The organism is Lawsonella sp., assembly GCF_011525565.1.
Lineage (GTDB): Bacteria > Actinomycetota > Actinomycetes > Mycobacteriales > Mycobacteriaceae > Lawsonella > Lawsonella clevelandensis_A.
In genome coordinates, this window is record NZ_WVRS01000002.1 from 13,546 (window position 1) to 34,905 (window position 21,360).

Here is a 21,360-nt window from a genome sequence, read left to right on the forward strand (position 1 = left end):
CATTAAGTATCCATTCGGACGTGCTCATCTTTCCACTCTATCGCGAACACATCACTGTACATGTATACGACGAAACATTACGCTAGTGAAAAGCCTTTTCACACTTCTCCATCTGCCCTCTACTAGCCCTCTGCCAGCTCTCTACACCGTTCTCTATAACATCCCGCTGGTTTTCTATAGCGTCCCGTTTCGCACATCACGTATTGCCGCCGATATCGACTGGGAAATCTCTGAGGCTGTCACGGGAGCCCCTCTCCCTGCCGTATCAGTGTCAGACAGAAATCGTCTGGCCCCATCTGCAGGCCAAGTCTTACCTGCAGACTCACCGAAAGAAGCTCCTAAAGAGGCTAATAGTGCAGCGCGAGAATGTACTCGAACGGCCATTGCTGCAGATTCTTCTACAGACCGTCCCGCCACTGCTCCATGTGCGACAAGAGCCCCTACAATACCCGTCAGGACATCCCCACTACCCGGAGTAGCTGCCCAGGAAGAGCCGGTATCCTCCGCATAGATACCTTCGCTGCCAGCAATATATGTTGCTCTCCCCTTTAAAAGAATACTGAGGTTAATCCCTTGGTTTTTCCAAGCTTCTCGACATGCCGTCACCGCAGCAGAACACCCCATCTGCTCTATATCGGTTGTTGACTGTGGGAGCAGATACTGTGAGGCAGCCGAATAGGCACTGCATAACCGTAGGAACTCACCAGTATGCGGGGTGACGAGAGTAGCAGCGCCCTCTGGCCGGTAGTCCATGAGCTCGGGAAAACGAGAAATAAGCGTAATAGCATCGGCATCTACAACAACAGGGACATCCTGTTTCAAGATCCACCGCAGCCGTTTATAGGCCTTCTCATCAGTTCCTATCCCGGGTCCAACTGCCCACGCGTTGACGTGCCCCGCATGTTTTGGTGAAGTGACGCAAATTGTGTCTGGTTGATGGAAGAGGACAAGATCCGTAGCAGAACCGGCGTACCGCACCATAGCGGAGCTAGCATGTGTTGCACCCGCCACCGATAAGAGAGCTGCCCCCGGATATTTGTGAGAACCAGCGCATATCCCTACCACACCGGTGGTGTACTTATTGTCAGTGGAACCAGGAATGGGCCACTGCGCTGCTACATCTTCGTCAGACAGTACCTGCATAGCAGGGGTTTCCGCGTTAAGATCCAAACCAATATCGACTAGGGAGACGCGTCCACAGTAAGGGCCAGCAAGGATACGGCAAGGCTTCAATGCCCCAAAGGTCACTGTGGCCATGGGGTGAACATGTGGGTGGTGACGCACTCCCGTATCTGGATCAATACCGGCGGGAATGTCCACAGACATAATCGGCACAGATGCCTCTTCCAGCGCATTAATAATGGCTGCCGCGGATTCTCGCAACGGGCCATGCCCGCCAATGCCGACAATACCTTCCAATGCCAGATCAGCCGTTTTGATAGCACTGACAAGATCAGCGTTCTCGACATTGCCCGATACCGCCGTATCGGAGAAAGAGATGACATTCCCGTATGCCGCACGGAATGCCGTTAAACCCGCCTTATGAGTACGCTCGGGATTCAGAAGAATAGCTGTGACAGCAGCTCCTTTACGGCGTAAATAGGTTCCTGCCCAGAGTGTGTCGCCACCGTTGTTACCCGCCCCAACGATAAGAACAACATGGCTTCCGTACACGTTCCCCTTTATCCGACGGATTTCTTTCACCGCGTGGAGAGCTAATCCGTAAGAGGCTCGTCGCATCAGCTCGCCTTCTGGAAGAGAAGTAAGAAGTGGCGCTTCAGCAGCGCGAATACTGTCGGCAGTATAGACGTGCATTACTGTTCTCTCTCTGGCAGAGGTATCCATAAGAATGACAGTCCCAATGAGGCAAAGATCAGCATTACTTCAAAAAGTCGGATAATAGTGCCCTCGAACCCCATTGACGTAGACGTCACAATAAGGCTAAACACTATAGCGATAAAACTGAGCACACTTATAACAAGACGTGCCCACAAACGGCCTTTACTGAGATACCAGAGCACTACCACGATAGCGACAAAACACACCGCACTGATGATGGGAATAGAACCGGCATTACCGTTCGTCGTTTCCTGAGCGCGCGCCACTAGCACTGTCGCAATTGATACCCCCATCAGCAAAGTGAGGATATTACACACGAGGGCAAAAGGAAGAGCCTTAGGCTCTAGCCCCGCGATCCAACGACGCATTAACAACCCTTCTTCGACATCGTTCAACTGTCTAGAATTGTCTAGCCCTGCCTGACACTATCTAGCACTGTCTAGTACGATTCGTCCCGACAATTCTGAGATCCGATGACCTATTCGACAGTGACAGACTTAGCAAGGTTACGTGGCTTATCTACATCGTATCCCCGCTGGGTAGCGATCTCCGCAGCCATAATTTGCAACGGCACCGTGGAGACGAGTGGCTGTAGCAAACTGGAACATTCTGGAACGCGAATAATGTAGTCGGCGAAAGGCACCACAGCTTCATCATTGTCTTCAGCGATGACGATAGTCGTGGCGCCGCGAGCCTGCACTTCTTTGACATTAGAAATCATCTTGGAATGCAGCACTGCGCGACCTTTCGGCGACGGCATAATAACAACAACCGGCATACCCTCATCAATAAGAGCAATAGGGCCATGTTTAAGCTCGCCGGCCGCGAAACCTTCCGCGTGAATATACGCAAGCTCTTTAAGTTTAAGAGCGCCTTCCAACGCTACTGGGTAACCAACATTACGGCCGATGAAAAGAAGAGTGTTACTGCCGGCAAACTGGCGTCCGATGCTTCGAATGTCATCCGTCTGATCCAGGACACGTTCTACCTTCTCTGCCATTGCCTCCAGTTCACGGTAAATGACAGCAACCTCATCCGGATACTTCGTACCGCGCGCTTGGGCTAACGCCAAACCAACTAGATAGTTAGCAATAACCTGTGCAAGGAAAGCTTTCGTGGAGGCAACAGCAATTTCGGGACCTGCGTGGGTATAGAGTACGGCATCAGATTCACGCGGAATTTGTGCCCCATTGGTATTACATACGGCAAGCACGCGTGCTTTTTGGCTACGCGCATGGCGCACTGCCTCCAAAGTATCTGCAGTCTCACCAGACTGAGAAATAGCTACTACCAACGTATTAGGTCCAAGGACGGGGTCACGGTAGCGGAATTCAGAAGCAAGCTCAATTTCAACAGGAACACGTGTCCAATGTTCGATAGCGTATTTAGCCAGCAAACCCGAGTGATAAGCAGATCCACACGCTACCACAAAGATTTTTTCGATCTGCCGTAGATCTTCGTCAGAAAGACGACGCTCATCAAGAACAATTCGCCCATCAACAAAATGTCCACGTAACGTGTCAGCGAGGGCCTGTGGCTGTTCCGCGATCTCCTTCAGCATGAAGTAGTCGTAGCCGCACTTTTCCGCAGCTTCAAGATCCCAATCGATAGTAAAAGGACGCCCCTCAACGGGATTCCCCTCGAAATCAGTGATGGTGTAGCCATCGGCAGTGATCGTGACAACATTGTCTTGCCCCAGCTCAACAGCTTCCCGCGTATGTTCAATAAATGCGGCAACATCAGACCCCAGGAACATCTGATGTTCGCCCACTCCAATAACGAGAGGGGTACTACGGCGACACGCCATAAGCATATCGGGGTGGTCAGCATGCGCAATGACAAGGGTAAAAGCGCCCTCTAACCTGTTAATAACAGCCATGACAGAGGCCGTGAAATTACCCGCATTGGGGCCTTCACCGTAGTATTCGGCATGAAGTAAATGAGTAACAGTTTCCGTGTCTGTTTCTGAGGTGAACTCCACACCTTGGGCTTCAAGTTCAGCACGGAGCGGGGCGAAGTTTTCAATGATGCCATTATGCACCACCGCTATTTTGCCCAGCTGATCCACATGCGGATGCGCGTTAATGTCTGTGGGGCGGCCATGCGTAGCCCACCGAGTATGGCCAATTCCTGTAGTGGCAGGATAATTTTCTAAACCAGCAGACTCTACTGTGGCAACTAAATTGTCGAGTTTGCCAGCTTTCTTCTCCACAGCCATGCCACCGGAGCCATCGAGAAGAGCAATACCAGCAGAGTCGTAGCCGCGATATTCCATACGCCGTAATGCGTCAATAACAACACCAAGGGCAGGCTTAGACTGACCAGGAGTACCTACGTATCCAACGATTCCACACATAGCTTATACCCTACTTGTTTAGAGTCCCTAGAGTCTCTTTGAGTCGTACTGTTGTTCACTCTTTTTACTGTCACAGTAGTGTTTCACAGATTTCTGTGGCACGTTTCCCATGAACTTTCCATGTCTATACGAGTGTTATTGATTAGGCTTAAACACGTGGCTACGAAATTAAAGAAACGTGTTTCTGATCTCTCCTATATAGGTCCTCGACGTGTGATGCGAGGTGACTTGGCGGATGCCTCCCTTGAAGGTGTGGTTTTTGCTCCCACTGGTCGCACTCCTGTACCTACCGTCATTATTATTCCTGATTGGCTAACACCTGCACGATCCTATTATGAGATAGCTCGGCATTTAGCATCGTGGGGTATGGCCTGCATAGTACCCAAACTAGCTAATACTGCTCTTAATGATGCAGGTGATTTATCTGAGCAACTTACAGATCTCATAAAATCACTGCCCACCATGCAGTTAGGCAATGGCGCTGCACAATTATCCGACGACGCAATAGCATTGCTTGGCCATGGTTTAGGCGGCGCAGTTGTTGCGGAGACAGCTTCTCAAAAACTCTCTCTCAAAGGAGTAGTTGCTGCTTACCCGACAGATTCGTCTCCTTCCCCACTGGACTACACACCACATGCCACTGCCCCGGCACTCATCATTTGTCCAGGATATTCGGCAGGGCTATCGGCGGACATATCAAAAGATTTTGCTAATTCCTGGGGTGCCCCTGTTGTTATGCGAAAAGTACCTGGTTGTACTCGCATGGGCATGGCGGGAAATAACATACTGGAACGTTTTGGGCTTTCTGAAACGAACGACAAGAAGCCGTTACGTGCGCAGCTTAGCCTTATAACAGGCTACCTATGGTACCAACTTTCAGGTGATGACGATTATGAGGATTTTGCATCCCTAGAATCAGAAATCGCGGGAACAGAGGTAGTACTGACACGGCGTCAACATGCCGAAGCAGAAATTGCGTCAAAAGAATCAAAGCATCTCTTTGCCGGTCTTCACCGATAAATTTTATACCCCTAGGACGTGGCGGCTACTTTCCAAAAGTTCCACCACGTCCTAGGGGTTATTTTTTATTGATCTAGACAACGGATTCTACAGAGTACGTTATCTACTATTTCTTCAGAGCTTATCGAGCATTTTTAATGTTTCTGGCTCAAGCTCGATATAGCCAGCCTGAGCTAATTTCTTAAACGTATGCAGAGAATCAAAAATTGTTTCTGCCTCGTCATCTGTTAACTCACGAGGCTCTTCCTCATCGTATTGAGAGAAATATTCCTCTATCTCTTCCTCGTCATAATTATGGACTTTACGTTTTGGCTGCTGCTCAAAAATAGACATTCTCACCACATCCCAGCTTTAGAGAGATCATCATGCCCTGAACTTGTCTTTTTAAAATGCGAGTCAGATGATGGTGGCGTTTTCGGCGGCGCAGATTTTACTGATGGTTCATCCGTGACCACCGCATGCGCGTAAATATTATCTTTCACTGCCACATTGGTATAGCTGTTCTTACTACTAGAAGCACCTTTGTCAGAGGAAGACGGTGTGGACGGTTTCCCCGTATGGGTATCCCCTTTTGCGTGAGATACTTCATTTTTACCAGTAGCGTGAGCAGTTTGTGACGCCTCACTACTATTGTGCTCACTCTTTACATGATTGGACGGATCATGCTGAGAAGCCTCACAATTAGCCTTCACCGTTTTAGTTTTATCGGCACCATCCTTACTGGTGCCGTCCTTATCAGTACTACCTTTATCAGTGCTGTCTTTATCAGTGTTGCCGGAACTATCACCATTCTGATTTCCGTCAGTAGCTTTATTCTCACCGGGATGATCCCCAACAGTACTGTGCTTGTCTGAATCATTGCCAGAACTATCCGTACTAGAACCATCATGATGGTGACTACCACTATCACCATCATGCGTATTAGTATCGCCGGTACTGTCAACACTCATTTCTATAGTGGCGGCGTGATGGTTTTCTACTGAAACCTCTACTCCAACTCCACCTTCAATTCGTAGAGACCAGCTTGGATTTCCATTACTGACACTTCTACTGCCTACAGTTGTTTTATTATCCGGGAGAGGATTTTCCTGGTGCTGTGGATGATTATCGACAGGCACATCAACAATATTCTCCCTATTGTCAACAACACTAGGGCTCTGTTGTTGCGGAGGATAATGCTCGGAAGAATCGGTGGATTGAATACTGCCTTCGAGATCATGGATAAAAGTGGACCAGAGATCATGATGGATTCTGGCTGCTGTGCGCGCCCCATCGTGCACAATATGCTCTATAACGGCAGCTTCGTCACCTCTCGGATAAGGCTGTTCCGCATCATCAGGTTGGGGAGAATTGTATGGTGGAGTACGCCCAGGATCTCCATTCACATTCTTTGGAGCAGGAGAGATAGGCGGATGCGGGGCATAATTGCGTCCTATATCTTCCGGGCGAGTAAAGGTGGAAGTAGCAGAACCACTAGTTCCTCCAGCGCCTCCCCCTGTCAGAACCGGTGTTGACGTGACAGGTGGTTTCTTTTCACGCCGCTGATTCTCAGTTTTCGGTTTTAGTTCTTTCTTAGGGGGATTGGGATGGCATTTAATAGACTTATCCTGAGAAGACTTACCTCCTTCAACTCCTTTAACCTCAATTGGTTTCAACTTATGCGTAAATGTAGGAGAAATCTTTTCTCCCGATACTGTTTTTGAAACAACAATTGACCAAATACGGTCAAGTTCATTTTCTGCATTCTCAACTAGGTTGCATAAAGCGTCCAAAACATTAGAACTAATTTGAGTTGAACGCTGCATATCTTTAACAGCTTTAGTGAATTCTCCGGAACCAGCCCGAACACCATCCACTAATCCGAAAATTGCACCAACGGGATTGAAGGAAAGACCATACTTTGCGGATTTACTTTTACCCATAGCAGTGCCGACGACACTACTGACACCGTCAGATCCCATTGCAACAAGAGCATCCCCAAACCCCCGCAGCAGATGATCAATCCCTATAGGGCGCTTCGTTGCGACAGCAGCCCAAGCCTGCCCCTGCGCAAAAACTATCATCTGCGTAGTGACTTTTAGCCCCATGCTGACATTGTGAGAAGCGATTTCGTAGATATGTGCCTTCGCTTCAACGTCTTTTTCTGTTTTTGAGAGAGTATGCCGTGCCGCATCAGCTGCTTTTCCCTTCCACACGGATGTAGTGGAAGACGTGCAATCCTGGAGGACAGATCCAAGATTAGTTAAAGCAAGCTGCTTATTTTGTATATCATCGAGAAAACTATTTACTTGCTCAGGATGAAACTCCAGAAAATTACTCGCCAACAATTTTTCTGCACGTAGTGAGCTCGGTTTCAATAATGAAATAGCGAGTGCAGGAGGAAATTCCACAAATTTTAGATTCTGCTCGGCGAGAGCACACGCGATAGCACTGTGGATAGAAAGGACAGCCGCTCCGTAAACAAAAGTTTGATCCATGAGTTAGCCCTCCACCGTCCGGAAAACATCCCTATTACGCTCATTTTGCTCATCAAAAGTCTTGGCATCAGACACTAAATGCTCCGCATGATCAGACGTTTGTTGAACTAAGAGATCATCCTTTTCAGCTTCTTCGTGATACCACTGAGCAAATGCCTGAGCACTACTAGACCGACGAGCACCGAACATACCGCTACTTACAGCCTGTTGCCCATCAAGTGCACACTTACATTGAGACTGTCCATCAAAAAGACGGTCACCAATCCCTCTTAATGCTGGTGGATCAATATAAACTTCGTCAGGCATTATCTTCCACTTCGTCGTAGATATAAGGTCATGACTACAAGATCATGACTATAAGTTCGTGAATACACGACACGAATTCGTGTTCCTAGTAATATGACGACGCGAAATACTGGGAGGTTCCCTCAGCCCAGAAAAAACATAAATACCCCTCAATATACTGAAGGCGACACCACATACCCGCGTGGTGTCGCCTTCCTCATAATGTTCATACGCTACACGGAACCCACAACCTCAGCGAGATGTTGTGCGACGTGTTGAGCATGCTCCTCAGTTTCTGCCTCAACCATAACGCGCACTAGCTGTTCAGTACCCGACGCCCTCAGCAGAACTCGTCCACTCTCCCCCAGATCACTCTGCGCAACTTCCGTGGCAGACACTACCGCAGGATCCTTCGCCACCGCATCACGATCAGATACTGCAACATTAATAAGCACTTGTGGTAATACCGTCACAACCCCCGCTAACTCAGACAAACTCTGCCCCGTCGCCACCATGCGATCCATGAGCTGTAGACCCGTCAACACACCATCCCCCGTTGTGGCATAAGCGGGTAGCACAATATGACCAGACTGTTCACCACCCAGACTAAAACCACCCGCACGCAAATCCTCCAGTACATAGCGATCCCCCACCGCCGTGCATCGCACGGCAATTCCCTGCTTTTTCATTGCATGATGAAGACCCAGATTCGACATAACCGTCGCAACTAAAGTATTCCCCGCTAATTCATTACGTTCTTTCAGACCAATAGCTAAAATCGCCATGATCTGATCGCCATCAACCAGATTGCCCGCCGCATCAATAGCCAGACACCGATCCGCATCACCATCATGTGCTAACCCAAGATCAGCACCATACTCCAGGACAGCCTCACGCAGACTCTCTATATGCGTAGAGCCACACTTATCGTTAATATTCAGCCCATTAGGATGATTATGAAGAGCAACAACTGTCGCACCAGCCCGCTCATACACCTCTGGAGCTACCTGTGAGGCAGCACCATTAGCAGCATCAACAACAACCTTAAGACCTGCTAGATCACGTGTACGCGTCGACAATAAATGCTGTACATACGCCTCATGCGCTTCGCTTTGCGCATGATTAATACGCCCTACCGCGCTTCCGGTAGGAGGCAAGCCACTTTCGTGACCTAAACGCACCTCAATCTCATCTTCTACGGCATCATCAAGTTTCTGCCCACCTGCTGCAAAAAACTTAATACCATTATCTGGCATTGGGTTATGAGAAGCAGAAATCATAACCCCAAAAGCAGCATGACGCCGTGCTGTTTCAAAAGCCACGGCAGGAGTAGGAAGCACCCCCAGAAGATCAACATCAACGCCCCTACTAGAGATACCGGCGGCCAAAGCTGCTTCCAGCATCTCCCCCGAGACACGCGGATCGCGCCCCACAACAACATGAGGATGATCCGTACCATTCATAGCATGAGCTGCCAGTACCTCCGCTGCTGCAGCCCCCAATTGAAGCGCAAGATGCGGAGAAAGAGTGTCATTCGCGAGACCACGAACGCCATCAGTACCGAAAAGTCGTGCCATAGTAGTGCGTTCCTTATATATATATGGATAGCAAGACCGTAAAGAGACAAAATGTCACTCACTGCCATGCAAAAACTATTATGCGAAATTACTCAGTAACCGTTCATACTACTCTGTCTACTGAATGAGCCCTAAGAGACCATAAAGAAAACAACAAATACAGGAATACCCCGACACTAAGGTCGGGGCATTCCACACAAGCATATAACGATTAACGCTTGGAGTACTGCGGAGCACGACGGGCCTTGTGTAGACCAGCCTTCTTACGCTCAACAGCACGGGAATCGCGAGTAAGGAATCCAGCCTTCTTCAAAGCTGAACGATCCTCCGGATTAGCAGCATTCAATGCGCGAGCAATAGCCAGACGCAATGCGCCAGCCTGACCAGAAGGGCCACCGCCCTTAAGGTTAGCCTGAATATCAAACTGCTCTTCGCGCTCAACAAGAACCAGTGGAGACTTTACGAGCTGCTGGTGAACCTTGTTGGGGAAGTAATTCTCAAGGCTACGGCCATTCAAGACAAACTTGCCGGAACCGGGAACCATGCGGACTCGCACAACAGCTTCCTTGCGACGGCCCACAGTCTGAACCGGACCAGAAACACCGGCGGAAACAACTTCTGCTTCAATGTCGCCAACGTTGATATCAGCAGTGAGATCTTCTGCGACTTCCTGGGAAGCAGCGTCGATAACAACGTCTTCTTCGATGACTTCGTTATTGATGTTCTCTTCAGACATTACTGTGCCACCTGCTTAATCTCGTAGGGAACGGGCTGCTGGGCAGTGTGGGGATGCTCGGAGCCAGCATAGACCTTGAGCTTCTTTACCATCTGACGGCCGAGAGAGTTGTGAGGGAGCATACCCTTCACAGCCTTCTCAATAACATAGGCAGGATTGTTATCCAACATATCGCCCAGTGCGTCAGCACGGAGACCACCCGGGTAACCGGAATGGCGGTACAGCTTGACCTTGTCGCGCTTATTAGCGGAAACAGCGATCTTTTCAGCGTTGATGATGACGACAAAGTCGCCGCCGTCGACGTTGGGGGCATAGGTGGGCTTGTTCTTCCCACGGAGTAGATTTGCGGTTTGGACAGCTAGACGGCCCAACACCACATCAGTGGCATCGATGACATACCATTTACGGTCAACGTCACCGGCCTTAGGTGCATAAGTAGACAAAGCGACTTCCTCGTCTCTTCGAACTGCCGGCCACACGGTAATTCATAAGACCATAGACAGCGGCCGGTTGAGACCTGTCATGATCTTTATGCCACTCTCTTACGCTTCTTATAGTTCATAAGAAAAGTGAATATAGACGAATACCGTCGATCAATGCTACCAGCCCATACGATATGAAGAAAATCGTAGAGACTCCGCGTATCAGTTCCATCACCGAAGCGAAGTCTCTGCAGCGGAGTCTCTACGAAATTTTTACAACGTCTCTACGAAACCACTAATAGGCACAGATTACTGCCATGATGCGGCAGCCCGATGGTTGGTATCATTCATCGCGTCGTTACCCTGCCCGACAACGACACCAATACGATCAAGCACCTGGTTAAGATCTTCCTGGGCGCGATTCCATCTTTGCTGCTGCACCTGGTAGGCATCAGCAGCCTCACCCTCCCACGTAGCCACTAGTGGGGCAAGATAGGATTTAAGTTCATCGAGTGCATTGTTAAGGCGAGCAGCAGACTGAGCAATGTCCATGCGGCTGCCCTCGATGGAAGCAAAGTCGTAGCGAATAGTATCCATTTTCATTTCCTTTAGATATTGAGGCTATTGATTTGAGCCAGGTGATCATCCTGAGCAGCTTGGTAAGCAGCACTATTGGCACGGATCGTTTCGGCAATACTATTAGGCGATTCATTGAGACGCCGACCGGAATCCTGCCAACGCACCATAAGCTGATCAAAAGCCATCTTCGCTGAACCCTGCCACGCTGCGTCAAGAGATCCCAAACGCATTTGGAGACCATTCATTTCCTGCTGAACCTGCTGGGCAATATCAACAACATGATTGGCAGCAGACGCCATAGTGTCGGTCTGCGTATTAAGAGCTGCCATGCTCACTCCTTCAACTGTAAAACTGATTTCTTAGCCATAGACGCATATGCCTGTGACTATGTTGTCGCTTAGTATGACGGCATAGACATACGCAGGGTTCCATCAGTTTGAAAAAAGTTTAAGAAACTCGAATTCCATTGAGAATGCCCTGACAAAGAGCATGGGCTTTACTCTCTGTCATTCCCTCTCTCACGCGGTACTGACACGCTAATGAATATGCATAACGATCCGTGTAAAAAACTACCCAGTCAGCTCGAGATATATCACCTGTGATTTCTCGATAACTTAACGCTAATTCTGGCATCCACCCATTACGAGGCCACGTATAGGTACTCTCCCATGTCCTAATTTCAGAACTAGAATCAGATAATTCACGACGCAAAACAGCGCGCAAATGATGCTCCGGATCCTGCTTAAGCGTCAACAACATGCGAAGATCTGGTTCATTAATAGGAGCAATAATAGTTTTCCACTGCTCTTTCGTTTTTAGATCCACCACTGAGGGAGAATCTGCCGACACCATCCACGAATTGGGAAGCGCTAATACTCCCCCTGGAAATGTCAGTGCCTGCGTAGACTCCACAGTACGAACGCTGTGATGGGCAGCTCTAACAGTTTCTCCCTCCGGACGTTTTTCCGTCCCGAAAACACCAGCAAGGACAATAGTGAGCATTGCTATCACAATCATGGAAACAACAGTGACCTCAGCACGGGTAGGCTTATGAAAACGTTTCTTACGTAACGCTGCCTCACGTGCCTTCACGATATCCCGTTGATGCTCCGCCGAGGCCCGCCACTCACGCTCCTGGTAAATAACATGCATATCATTCGGGCTAATGCGATAGGACATCACACCCGCAGCTCGTAAGGTTTCACACACAAGCTCACATATATCGGTCTCTATGCCAGAGGATCCCGTCAGCACAACAACATCACAACTAGTGTGAATATCCTGCAGTATCAAACGAGCTGATGACGCAATTAAACGAGCCCACTCAATAGCCTGTCCTTGCGGATCAAGCTCATGCTTTTCTACTACCGGCGCATACCCCATTCCCGGATTGAAATCCGTAAAAATACATTCCTGTGTACTTGCACGTACCAAAGTGAATGTCACGGTAAGCTTGGTGCACTCAATAACCAATAAATAAGCAGGTGGGCACTCTGCCGCATCAATTTTCACCCATTCTGTAGCTATCTGCCAAGCTGGATAAACCATTCCCTCCTGTTGGCAGAGACGTGCTAAAGCACGCCTTCGGGGCATTCCCCAGCTACTAGGAGCAACAATGAGATGATCTTCATCAATAGGATCGGGAAAATACTCGTACAGAGGAGAATAACCGCGATCAATATTGATCGCGTCCATAAATTTGTCCGTATTAAAAGGGACAAGTTCGTTATTACGGACGACGACATTGCCCCAGACACCCGTCAATGTTGTCATTCCGTCTTCTCCTCCCCGACATGATGAGCAAACTGTACAACCTGATGAGTACCTTGGTTGCTAATAACGTCAGCACGCCCTTTCGACAGTGAACGAGCCTTACGCCCACCTGCAATAATCCCTTCTTCTGCAGTTCCACTCATGAGGAAAATAGTGGGGTGTAATTCGCGTAGTCGAGCCATAATAGGTTCAAAAGACGTTCGTGAAAAACCTGTACAACGACGAGCAACCACCATATGTAGCCCTATATCGCGACCATACGGCAGCAGTTCGAGAAGTCCCTGTAGAGGATTGCCAGAACTAGTAGCAACCAAGTCATAATCATCCACAACAAGGAAAATATCCGGTCCTTTCCACCAACTACGGTCGCGTAAAGTCTGTGGATCGTCTACGCCAGCAGGCATACGCGATTCAAGCAACGGTACTAGTTGTGAAATGAATTCCTGCACATCTTGTTTAGTGGAGGCGTATCCCGCTAAATGCGTTGCAGGGCACTCCCCTAGTAGCTGACGGCGATAATCAATAACTAGTAATTTGGCATCGGACGGCGGAATGCCCTCGGAAATACGGTGGATCATATTGCGAAGCAATGTCGATTTACCACTGCTGTCACCAATAACAAGAATGTTTTCTTCGATACCAGTATCAATAGCGAACTCTCCTAAAGTATTACCCTCAATACCCAGCGGAATTCGATACCCATGCTTGCTTGATGCCGTGACAGGACCCAACTGTGTAGTAGACACGCTACGCGGCAACAGTAACAGTGGTTTAACAGGTTCTTCCTGAGACCATTGTTGAGCAATAGCACGCAATCCATCTTCATCCTGCAATGCGAAAAGGAAGTGGAGACCACCTGCCGTCATTCCGCGCCCAGGCAGAGCAGGAACTTGTTCAGCATTTTTTCGTCCAGCTATGGAGTCCCCTGTGTCTCCGAGACGCAACTCCCATCTGGTAGTGAGCGAATCGCGTATGTTAGCACGCAAATTGTTCCATCGAGATGCTGAAATAACCACGTGAATGTTGTATGACAATCCCTCTCGAACAAGATGACGGGTCTTTTCTTCTACCTCCATATTGTTGTCTATAAGGGATTCCCAACCATCAAGGAAAAGGACAATATGCTGATCAATAGGAGCACCTTCCATGCGGTTGAACAGTTCTTGCTCAATTTCGGCATAGGTTCGTTCCAGAACTTCCTCTTCCTGCGGTGAACATACAGATGCGCATTGTGGAAGACCGAGCAGACTAGAAAGACTGCCACCACCTGCATCGATAACATAATTTTCAAATTGCGAGGAGAGTTCTCCTGCGCTAAAGCACTTGCAATAGTGACAAATGCCTGGGATTTTCCCGTCTGTGTAGTACCAACAAGAAGAGCATGATTAAGGCCAGCTAATGACACTCGCATAGATTTACGCATTTGTTCTGCCGGGACATCAATCAACCCAATAATTCCCCGATGCGATAACTCATTTGTTGTTGTCCCAACAGCGGATCCAATGGCTAATTCTGCGCATTCACTGGCACTAGCATGCTGCGGAAGTGGAGGTAGCCATACCTGATGGGCACGCGGCACATTAGCGGGAAAATTATCGAGTAAGACATGGAAAATCGTGCGTTCTTCAGATCCGTCCCCGTGCTTCTTAATGAGTTCTTCGGAATTGTCATCTGGAACATCTGTAGCATCTGCTACATCTGAAGGAAGTGGATTAGATGTTTCAATAGACCATCCAAATGTATTGTCTACAACTGGTTCTGCACCATAAATCTGAAGATTGTTGTCCTCTTCAGTGAGAATCTCTCGTGCATTTCTCTTTCGCCGTTGCGGGCGATGTTTATGCGTCCCAGATACATAAAAAGCACGGAATTTCTGAAGTTGTTCGGAACCATCAAGAAGATAACCTGCGCCGGGTGTCTGGGGAAGATAAAAAGCATCCGGTGTCCCAATGACGGATCGCGACTCCACAACAGAGAATGTCTTAAGTGCAATACGATAAGACAAATGCGACTCTAAGCCATGTATTTTCCCCGAATCAATGCGCTGTGAGGCAAGTAATAAATGAACATGTAAAGAACGACCTAGACGACCAATCTGCACGAAAAGATCAGCGAAATCTGGGCGCTCAGCCAACAGTTCAGAAAACTCATCAACGATAATGACCAAAGCAGGTAGATGGGGATACCGCTCCGTATCCACCTGTCCCCGTGCGCGAGCTTTGACATACTCATCGATATTCGCAAAACCGCCTGCCGCATGGAGAACCTCCTGCCTGCGACGCAGTTCTCCTTCCAAAGCCGCATACATTCGGTCAACGGCAAGAGCGTCATCGGAGAGGTTAGTAATAACTGCTGCCACATGAGGCGCCCCAGAAATACCTGAAAACGTTGCGCCGCCCTTAAAGTCAACCAATACTAGGTTTACTTGTTCAGGGCTGTGTGAAGCAATGAGTCCAACCACCAATGTACGAAGCAACTCGGATTTACCAGAACCTGTAGCACCAATACATAATCCATGCGGCCCCATACCGCCCTGTGCCGATTCTTTAAGGTCTAGATAAACAGATTTCCCTTCATCATCAAGACCAATAGGGACGCGAAGACGGTCTCGCCCCACCTTCAACGCCCAATCGCGTTCTGGCAGGAAATTCTCTACCGATCCCATACCTATTAGGTCGAAAAGATCTGTCCGTGCTACCTCATCGGAAGCCTCATCATCACCATTAACAACTGCACTGTCGTTTGTTGTATAATCAGCCAAACGCCAAGCAATAGCGGCGGCAGTGGCATAGCTCAACTCGTCGGCCTTGCCTAATGGACAAGATTCGCCATGAAACCACACACTGACGATGCCATCATCTGCTACTTCCAGATAAAGGCCTGTTTCTGTGTGCTCAACCTCTGGAAGTATTGCGACAATATGCGGGAAATACGATCCATAGTTACGAAGGAAATCCTCACTATCAGTGATGAGCAGAGTAGTTCCCTGCTGGGGTAAATCCTCACGTAAATCAAAAGTCTGGTGGAGAAGATTAAAAGGGTAAAGCTCATAGTCGGAGCGGCGAACTGTATGAGGAAGCCATTTCAACAGCTCCGGCCATTGTGGATCTTTACACGCTAATACAACATGACAATCCTCGGGATGATGTGTAAGGAAGAAGGTCATAAGCATAGACCGAAAAAGACTCTCCGACCGTTGCTTCTCTCCACTTACTACGCATCGAGTAAAGCCTCGCAGACTGACCACAATGGGCATGTCTTCAATAGTGTTAGCAGTGTCCGAAAAAAGGCGGAGTGCACTTACCGAAACAGGCTCTAGATCTTCTTCTCGAGGAAGCTCCGGAAACACAAAATGATCATCGGTGGAAACGAATCCTGTTCCTACGCGGAAGCAAAGAAATGAATCATCATCTTCTCGGATACTCCACAAATACCGGTCATTGAGGTATCCCTGGTAGCGAGAAGGATGCGGAAAACGTAGCACCTCTTCATTTCTCACAAGTTTGTGAAGTTCTTGCCGTTCGTCATCCAGATCAGCCAGGTACCGTAAATATTCCTGCCGACGCCGAGCAATTTCCTGCATAACATTCCCTCCACCCAAACTGGTAGAGATCATAGTGCCAGCAGAAGCAAGCATCATGACAGGGAACATCAGCATCATCGGGCTCATACGACCACCGGATTTAGCCATCCAAATAATTGACCCCAGTACGCCAACCACCATAACAATAGGCATAAGTTTGGGAAGAAGAGGCTGAGATTCCTGCGTCGGAATCTCGGGGGCAAGCTCAACATCGACGCTAGAGGCATCACCACTTGTACGAGCGGGTAGCGTACGACCATGGAAAAACCGAGTTGCTCCAGTTCGAAAACCTGTTATTCCACGCGTGGAGCGCGCCCCTGTATCCCCTTGTGACACAGCAGAATGAGAGCTTGAAACAGCTGATCCTTTATCCGAATCAGACGATGACGATACCTCAGGCACGAGTAGCTAATTCCCTTATGTGAATAATACGAACAAAGTGAACGTGCCTGATAGTAGAAAATCATTGCGCCTTATGGGCGAGCTACATTTCTAAAAACTCTTTTTATTTTCCTCAAAAATATACTTTTACCTGCATTTTTTCTTATAAAAAAGAAATTAAAAAGAAAGTAGAAGCCCCACAACGCGACACTATCGACTATTACTAGCAACGTTTGTGTATTGAGAAACCACTCTCGATACATCAGGTACCTCCCCACAATTACAAGGAGATTATTAGTGGTTGCGCTCCGCGTCATCGTCCATACCCCGTATGAGAGAGTAGCTCTCGCTATCCCCTCTACTCTCTACCCCTCTGAAGCCACCTTTTTTGTTCAATTCCTTCTTCAACAGCATCACAGCTTAGACCCCATAGATACAGACACTCCCCAATACGTCGATGTTGTCAGCTCCTCCCCCTGGCAACTCGCCCATCTCACAAATGGGGTATTAAAAGAAGACCGAACTCTCTTTGATAACGGCATACGCGATGGCGATGTTCTCCTTTTTGAACGGGACATGGCGACTGAACCAGTTACCCACTCCGCCATCACAGACAGCCCCCACTCACTGGACGACAAAGAACGCCTTAACGAACTTCAACAATCCAGCCGCCGACTGAGTCTTATCACCATTGGTATATGGGTATTAGGCTGCGTCATATCTGGATTCTTTTCCAGCTGGTGGAGCTTTGGAGGCGTCCTTGGCAGCCTTATCCTTCTTTTGGCCTACACCATGGTGGTTATCTATCAACGTGGACGCGCAGACACCTCATTCCTCGGCTGGTCCGCACTTACTATGGCAGCAGCAGGAGGATTTGCACTGCCCGGCGCCAACTACGGATTGAGTCTTTCTACCCGTGCTCTTATCGCAGTGAGCATGTCACTACTTACTATGATTCTCTGCCAACTTATTGGCACACTCTCTCTGAAAAGTGAGCCTTTTGCTGCTCTTTTCGGAGTATTCATTACTGCAATGGTAGGTCTTACGATCACGGAATACACACCCATTCCGGCACGTAGTACGGCCTCTACGGGGTTACTTATAGCGTCGGTTCTTTTCTTGGCAGCTCCTCGTTTAGCTCTCTGGATTGCCCGTGTAAAAATTCCTCTAACAGCGCTTATTGATGTTGATCTTCCGCTACTCCCGCAATCTGTTATAGATCCAGAGCTAGAGAAAAAATTACAGAGGGCCCGCTGGCTACAATCTGTTCTGACACTGTCCGGTGCTTTCCTTACTGTTGTGTGCACGGTGACACTGTTAGGGTGCCCGTGGACTACTCCTTATGATGCCCCCACTGTATGGCAGTGGATTCTTTTAGGGCTTATTGTTATTAGCCTTGTGAGCGCAAGCCTCCATGCTGTTTATCGCACGCAAACTCCCTGGTTATTAGGGACAGTATTGGTTATTTTTACTGCTATTTCTGTGGTGACGGCAGCTCTAACGAACCCTCTCGTAGGACTGGTACTTATTCTTCTGTGCCTCCTCATTTTTAGTGCACTCTGGCTATGGTCGACACAATGGAATCTCACTCCTCTTGCTCAGCGCATTGTGGAGATTATGGAATCTGTATTGCTCGCCATTATTTTCCCCATTGGCATTGTGGCTACCGGATTAGTGTCTTTACTCCTTACCTTGTAGCCGTCATCATTCCCACAACTGTTCTTCCACATATTTTTCGTACTCGCCCAGAATGGTGAAAGTATGTCACGCCCCCACCAAACTTTCCTCGCACTACTCACAACCAGTGTCATTCTCGCGGTTAACGGTATGTGCACTATCCCCGCATATGCTGAGAACTATCAGCCGCCCAGTGTTAATAGGTCACTTCTGCCAAGCGGATCGATTACCGTTCGCGCTACTCAAACTTCCCCATGCGTTAATCCTGTTGTGTCACCTGCGCTTTCTGCACATGTACAGACGCAGCAATTCCATCCGCTTGTAGACGCTCGACCTATTTGGCACCTTACAAGGGGGGAAGGACAAACAGTCGCCATTATTGATACTGGTGTCAGTCCTAATTCGCGGCTTCATAATATTCACGGGCTTGGCGATTTCGACTCCCACGATAATGGCCTCCACGATTGTGATGCACACGGTACTGTCGTGGCTGGAGTACTCGCTGCGCAACCAGATGATGATGGATTTGCGGGTGTGGCTCCTGCAGTACGCATTCTTTCCATTAGGCAAACTTCCGACCATTACGGAGTATTGCCGGATACGCCGCCACAAAAATCGTCACGACACCATCAGCATGCTCCTGAACGCCCGGAGGGTACGCCGGGGAATGTTGTTACTCTCGCAAAAGCGGTACGGATGGCCGCTGACGCGGGCGCTACCGTTATTAATATCTCGCAAGCTGCATGTCGCCCTTTAGGAATGGATCTTGGAGATGGGCCACTAGGCGCTGCACTGTACTATGCGGTGCATGTGCGTGACGTCGTGGTGGTTGCCGCAGCTGGCAATCTAACTGATGAGTGTCGCGTGCAAAATACTATTCGTCCGCTATCGAGTACACCTGTTTCCCAATCGGATATCAAAACTGTTGTTTCCCCGGCGCATTTTGACGATCTTGTGCTTACCGTTGGATCAGTTGCACAAGATGGGCGTCCCTCCGAATTTTCTATAGCGGGGCCATGGGTTGATGTGGCAGCGCCTGGTGAAGAAATTGTTTCTACCGGTAAAAAGGGGCTTGTTGATGCTGTGCAAACCCCAGATGGCCAAATTAGTGAACTACAAGGAACGAGCTTCGCAACTCCTTTTGTTAGCGGCGTGGTAGCTCTTGTTCGTTCTCAGCACCCGGACTGGAATGCTTCTACTGTTATGGAGCATGTAAAGAAAACAGCTCGTCCTGTCGCAGGCGGCCGTAATACTCAATTGGGATTCGGAATTGTTGATCCTATTGCAGCAGTAAGTAACACGTCTTCAACAGGGAAGGGCAATGGAGAGGGACTTCCTTTTCGAGAACCTCCGATGTCTCCTCCCCACACAACATTTTCCGCTATCCTCGGAATGTTCATCCTCGGTGGAACTATCTTTGCGATTACCCGGTGGCGCCGAGCCCGTTCGCATCAGATTGAGCGAGGTAAGGGCCAGTACTGAGTTGGGAAATCATGGCCCATGGGAGAGGCATAGTTTCAGTTCCTAAACCAAGGACGTGTAATGTCTCTCGCTGCGTACCGAAGCGAATACCATCGTCACCTACTACCCACACATCGGCTTGCCGGTGGGAAGATTCTTGCGATTCATCAATAACAGACTCTAGTGCTCCACCCCCTACTAGCGGAGCAGCAAAACCAACGACGGTACGACGCCCAATCAATAGAAACGCATCTACGCGATCGCCATCGTTATCTTGCTGCGCTAGATCGGTAGATTGCTTCCACTCCTTATCAAGGTTTCCGGCCAAGAGGGAAAGACGTGGCTCTGCAGTGCCGGATTTGACACGCCATACTGCACACAGTGAGGTTTCACCCGTATCGGCAGGTAGTGCGTTCGTGGTAGTACTTGGCATTTCCACTAAAGAGTTTAAGAGTGCGCCTGATACAACACGAGCACCTTTATGAAGCGCATCGCTTCGCTTCATGTCGTTGACAGGCCGACGGTGCCCTCCCTCTAGCAGCCACACGTCGTCGTTATGTACTGCCAGCATTGTGACGGGATGAAGCTTATCCAATGCAGAATCTGTTACTGCCCCTACCAACATTGTTGAACGTACTTTGAAGAATCTATCCGTAGTGGGTTCTGCGTAGTCACACATTGCCCATACCTGACCGTTCTCACCCATTCGTCCAGCATCGTTAGGTAATGCACGCGGACCTTGAGAAATTCCCAGTGGGATTCCTTGGGGTAGTGCTGCAATATCTTTATCCGTTACCACCGTGGGGGTAACGGCATCACCCAGAATGAGCCGTGCAGCAGCAATACCGGAGACTGGATGGAGACGACCATTCTGCATAACGTACATTTGCCCAGAATTTTTACTGAGCACTAATTCGTTTCCTGCTACTGCCCGCGAGGGCGAAATAAGGGCAATAACACCCACCACTATAAGCACTAAAACCATAAGGATTATTCCCCCGATAAGTGACTTTGACCTGCGGGATTGGATATCCTCATCCCATTTCCATGAGTTATTAGGCATACCCTCTTGGAGGTGCTTAATGATGAAGCTATAGGCATTAATACGTGCTCGAGATTGTTCCTGACCCATAAAGTAGCTCTCCCATATGTCGTGGCCAACCAGTACCATACAAGCCAATGCGTTCTTTAGGG

At 48.8% G+C, this 21,360-nt stretch carries 16 protein-coding genes and 2 pseudogenes; 3 read left to right on the top strand and 15 right to left on the bottom strand.

Going from position 1 to position 21,360, the window contains the following annotated elements; translation table 11 throughout:
- Positions 1–174 precede the first annotated feature (174 nt).
- From QZV76_RS02345 to glmS, 3 genes are all read right to left on the bottom strand, one after another.
- Entirely contained in the window at positions 175–1,815 is a 1,641-nt protein-coding gene (locus tag QZV76_RS02345) for a bifunctional ADP-dependent NAD(P)H-hydrate dehydratase/NAD(P)H-hydrate epimerase (RefSeq protein WP_290595710.1), read from the bottom strand.
- A complete protein-coding gene (locus QZV76_RS02350) occupies positions 1,815–2,234 on the bottom strand; it encodes a hypothetical protein (RefSeq protein ID WP_290595712.1) in 420 nt (139 codons plus the stop codon). Before QZV76_RS02350 ends, QZV76_RS02345 begins: the two co-directional genes overlap by 1 nt.
- Positions 2,235–2,317: 83 nt before the next feature.
- Entirely contained in the window at positions 2,318–4,195 is a 1,878-nt protein-coding gene (glmS, locus tag QZV76_RS02355) for a glutamine--fructose-6-phosphate transaminase (isomerizing) (RefSeq protein WP_290595714.1), read from the bottom strand.
- A 156-nt stretch (positions 4,196–4,351) separates the two neighbouring features.
- Between glmS and QZV76_RS02360 the strand changes: the two genes are divergently transcribed.
- Positions 4,352–5,215 (top strand): dienelactone hydrolase family protein, encoded by an 864-nt coding sequence (locus QZV76_RS02360; protein WP_290595716.1) that lies wholly within the window; start codon positions 4,352–4,354, stop codon positions 5,213–5,215.
- A gap of 114 nt (positions 5,216–5,329) precedes the next feature.
- On the opposite strand, the gene QZV76_RS02365 is transcribed toward QZV76_RS02360, so the two are convergent.
- The 11 genes and pseudogenes from QZV76_RS02365 to eccCa form a co-directional block, all read right to left on the bottom strand.
- Positions 5,330–5,548 carry a hypothetical protein gene (locus QZV76_RS02365; RefSeq protein ID WP_290595719.1) on the bottom strand — a complete coding sequence of 73 codons (219 nt, stop codon included), beginning with the start codon at positions 5,546–5,548 and terminating at the stop codon, positions 5,330–5,332.
- 2 nt (positions 5,549–5,550) lie between these two features.
- A complete protein-coding gene (locus QZV76_RS02370) occupies positions 5,551–7,605 on the bottom strand; it encodes a hypothetical protein (protein WP_290595721.1) in 2,055 nt (684 codons plus the stop codon).
- 90 nt (positions 7,606–7,695) lie between these two features.
- The gene (locus tag QZV76_RS02375; protein WP_290595722.1) at positions 7,696–7,998 is read right to left on the bottom strand and encodes a hypothetical protein; all 303 of its coding nucleotides are present in this window, start codon (positions 7,996–7,998) and stop codon (positions 7,696–7,698) included.
- Positions 7,999–8,210: 212 nt separating this feature from the next.
- Entirely contained in the window at positions 8,211–9,554 is a 1,344-nt protein-coding gene (gene glmM / locus QZV76_RS02380) for a phosphoglucosamine mutase (protein WP_290595725.1), read from the bottom strand.
- A gap of 211 nt (positions 9,555–9,765) precedes the next feature.
- Positions 9,766–10,290, bottom strand: coding sequence for a 30S ribosomal protein S9 (gene rpsI / locus QZV76_RS02385; protein WP_290595727.1), 525 nt, complete (start codon positions 10,288–10,290; stop codon positions 9,766–9,768).
- Entirely contained in the window at positions 10,290–10,733 is a 444-nt protein-coding gene (gene rplM, locus QZV76_RS02390; protein WP_290595729.1) for a 50S ribosomal protein L13, read from the bottom strand. Before rplM ends, rpsI begins: the two co-directional genes overlap by 1 nt.
- A gap of 288 nt (positions 10,734–11,021) precedes the next feature.
- A complete protein-coding gene (locus QZV76_RS02395) occupies positions 11,022–11,309 on the bottom strand; it encodes a WXG100 family type VII secretion target (protein ID WP_290595731.1) in 288 nt (95 codons plus the stop codon).
- A gap of 11 nt (positions 11,310–11,320) precedes the next feature.
- The gene (locus QZV76_RS02400) at positions 11,321–11,620 is read right to left on the bottom strand and encodes a WXG100 family type VII secretion target (RefSeq protein ID WP_290595733.1); all 300 of its coding nucleotides are present in this window, start codon (positions 11,618–11,620) and stop codon (positions 11,321–11,323) included.
- Between the two features lie 118 nt (positions 11,621–11,738).
- Complete coding sequence (locus tag QZV76_RS02405) at positions 11,739–13,064, bottom strand: hypothetical protein (RefSeq protein ID WP_290595735.1); 1,326 nt, start codon at positions 13,062–13,064, stop codon at positions 11,739–11,741.
- Positions 13,061–14,487, bottom strand: a pseudogene (gene eccCb, locus QZV76_RS02410) (type VII secretion protein EccCb). The gene QZV76_RS02405 and the pseudogene eccCb overlap by 4 nt, the downstream one beginning before the upstream one ends.
- Before the next feature lie 432 nt (positions 14,488–14,919).
- A pseudogene (eccCa, locus tag QZV76_RS02415) lies at positions 14,920–17,049 on the bottom strand (type VII secretion protein EccCa); the annotation flags it as partial.
- A 276-nt stretch (positions 17,050–17,325) separates the two neighbouring features.
- Here eccCa and eccD point away from each other — a divergent pair.
- Complete coding sequence (gene eccD, locus QZV76_RS02420; RefSeq protein ID WP_290595737.1) at positions 17,326–18,726, top strand: type VII secretion integral membrane protein EccD; 1,401 nt, start codon at positions 17,326–17,328, stop codon at positions 18,724–18,726.
- A gap of 63 nt (positions 18,727–18,789) precedes the next feature.
- Positions 18,790–20,187, top strand: coding sequence for a type VII secretion-associated serine protease mycosin (gene mycP, locus QZV76_RS02425; protein ID WP_290595739.1), 1,398 nt, complete (start codon positions 18,790–18,792; stop codon positions 20,185–20,187).
- Here mycP and QZV76_RS02430 read toward each other — a convergent pair.
- Positions 20,129–21,298 (bottom strand): type VII secretion protein EccB, encoded by a 1,170-nt coding sequence (locus tag QZV76_RS02430; RefSeq protein WP_290595741.1) that lies wholly within the window; start codon positions 21,296–21,298, stop codon positions 20,129–20,131. The two genes, mycP and QZV76_RS02430, sit on opposite strands and share 59 nt — an antisense overlap.
- Between the last annotated feature and the right edge of the window lie 62 nt (positions 21,299–21,360).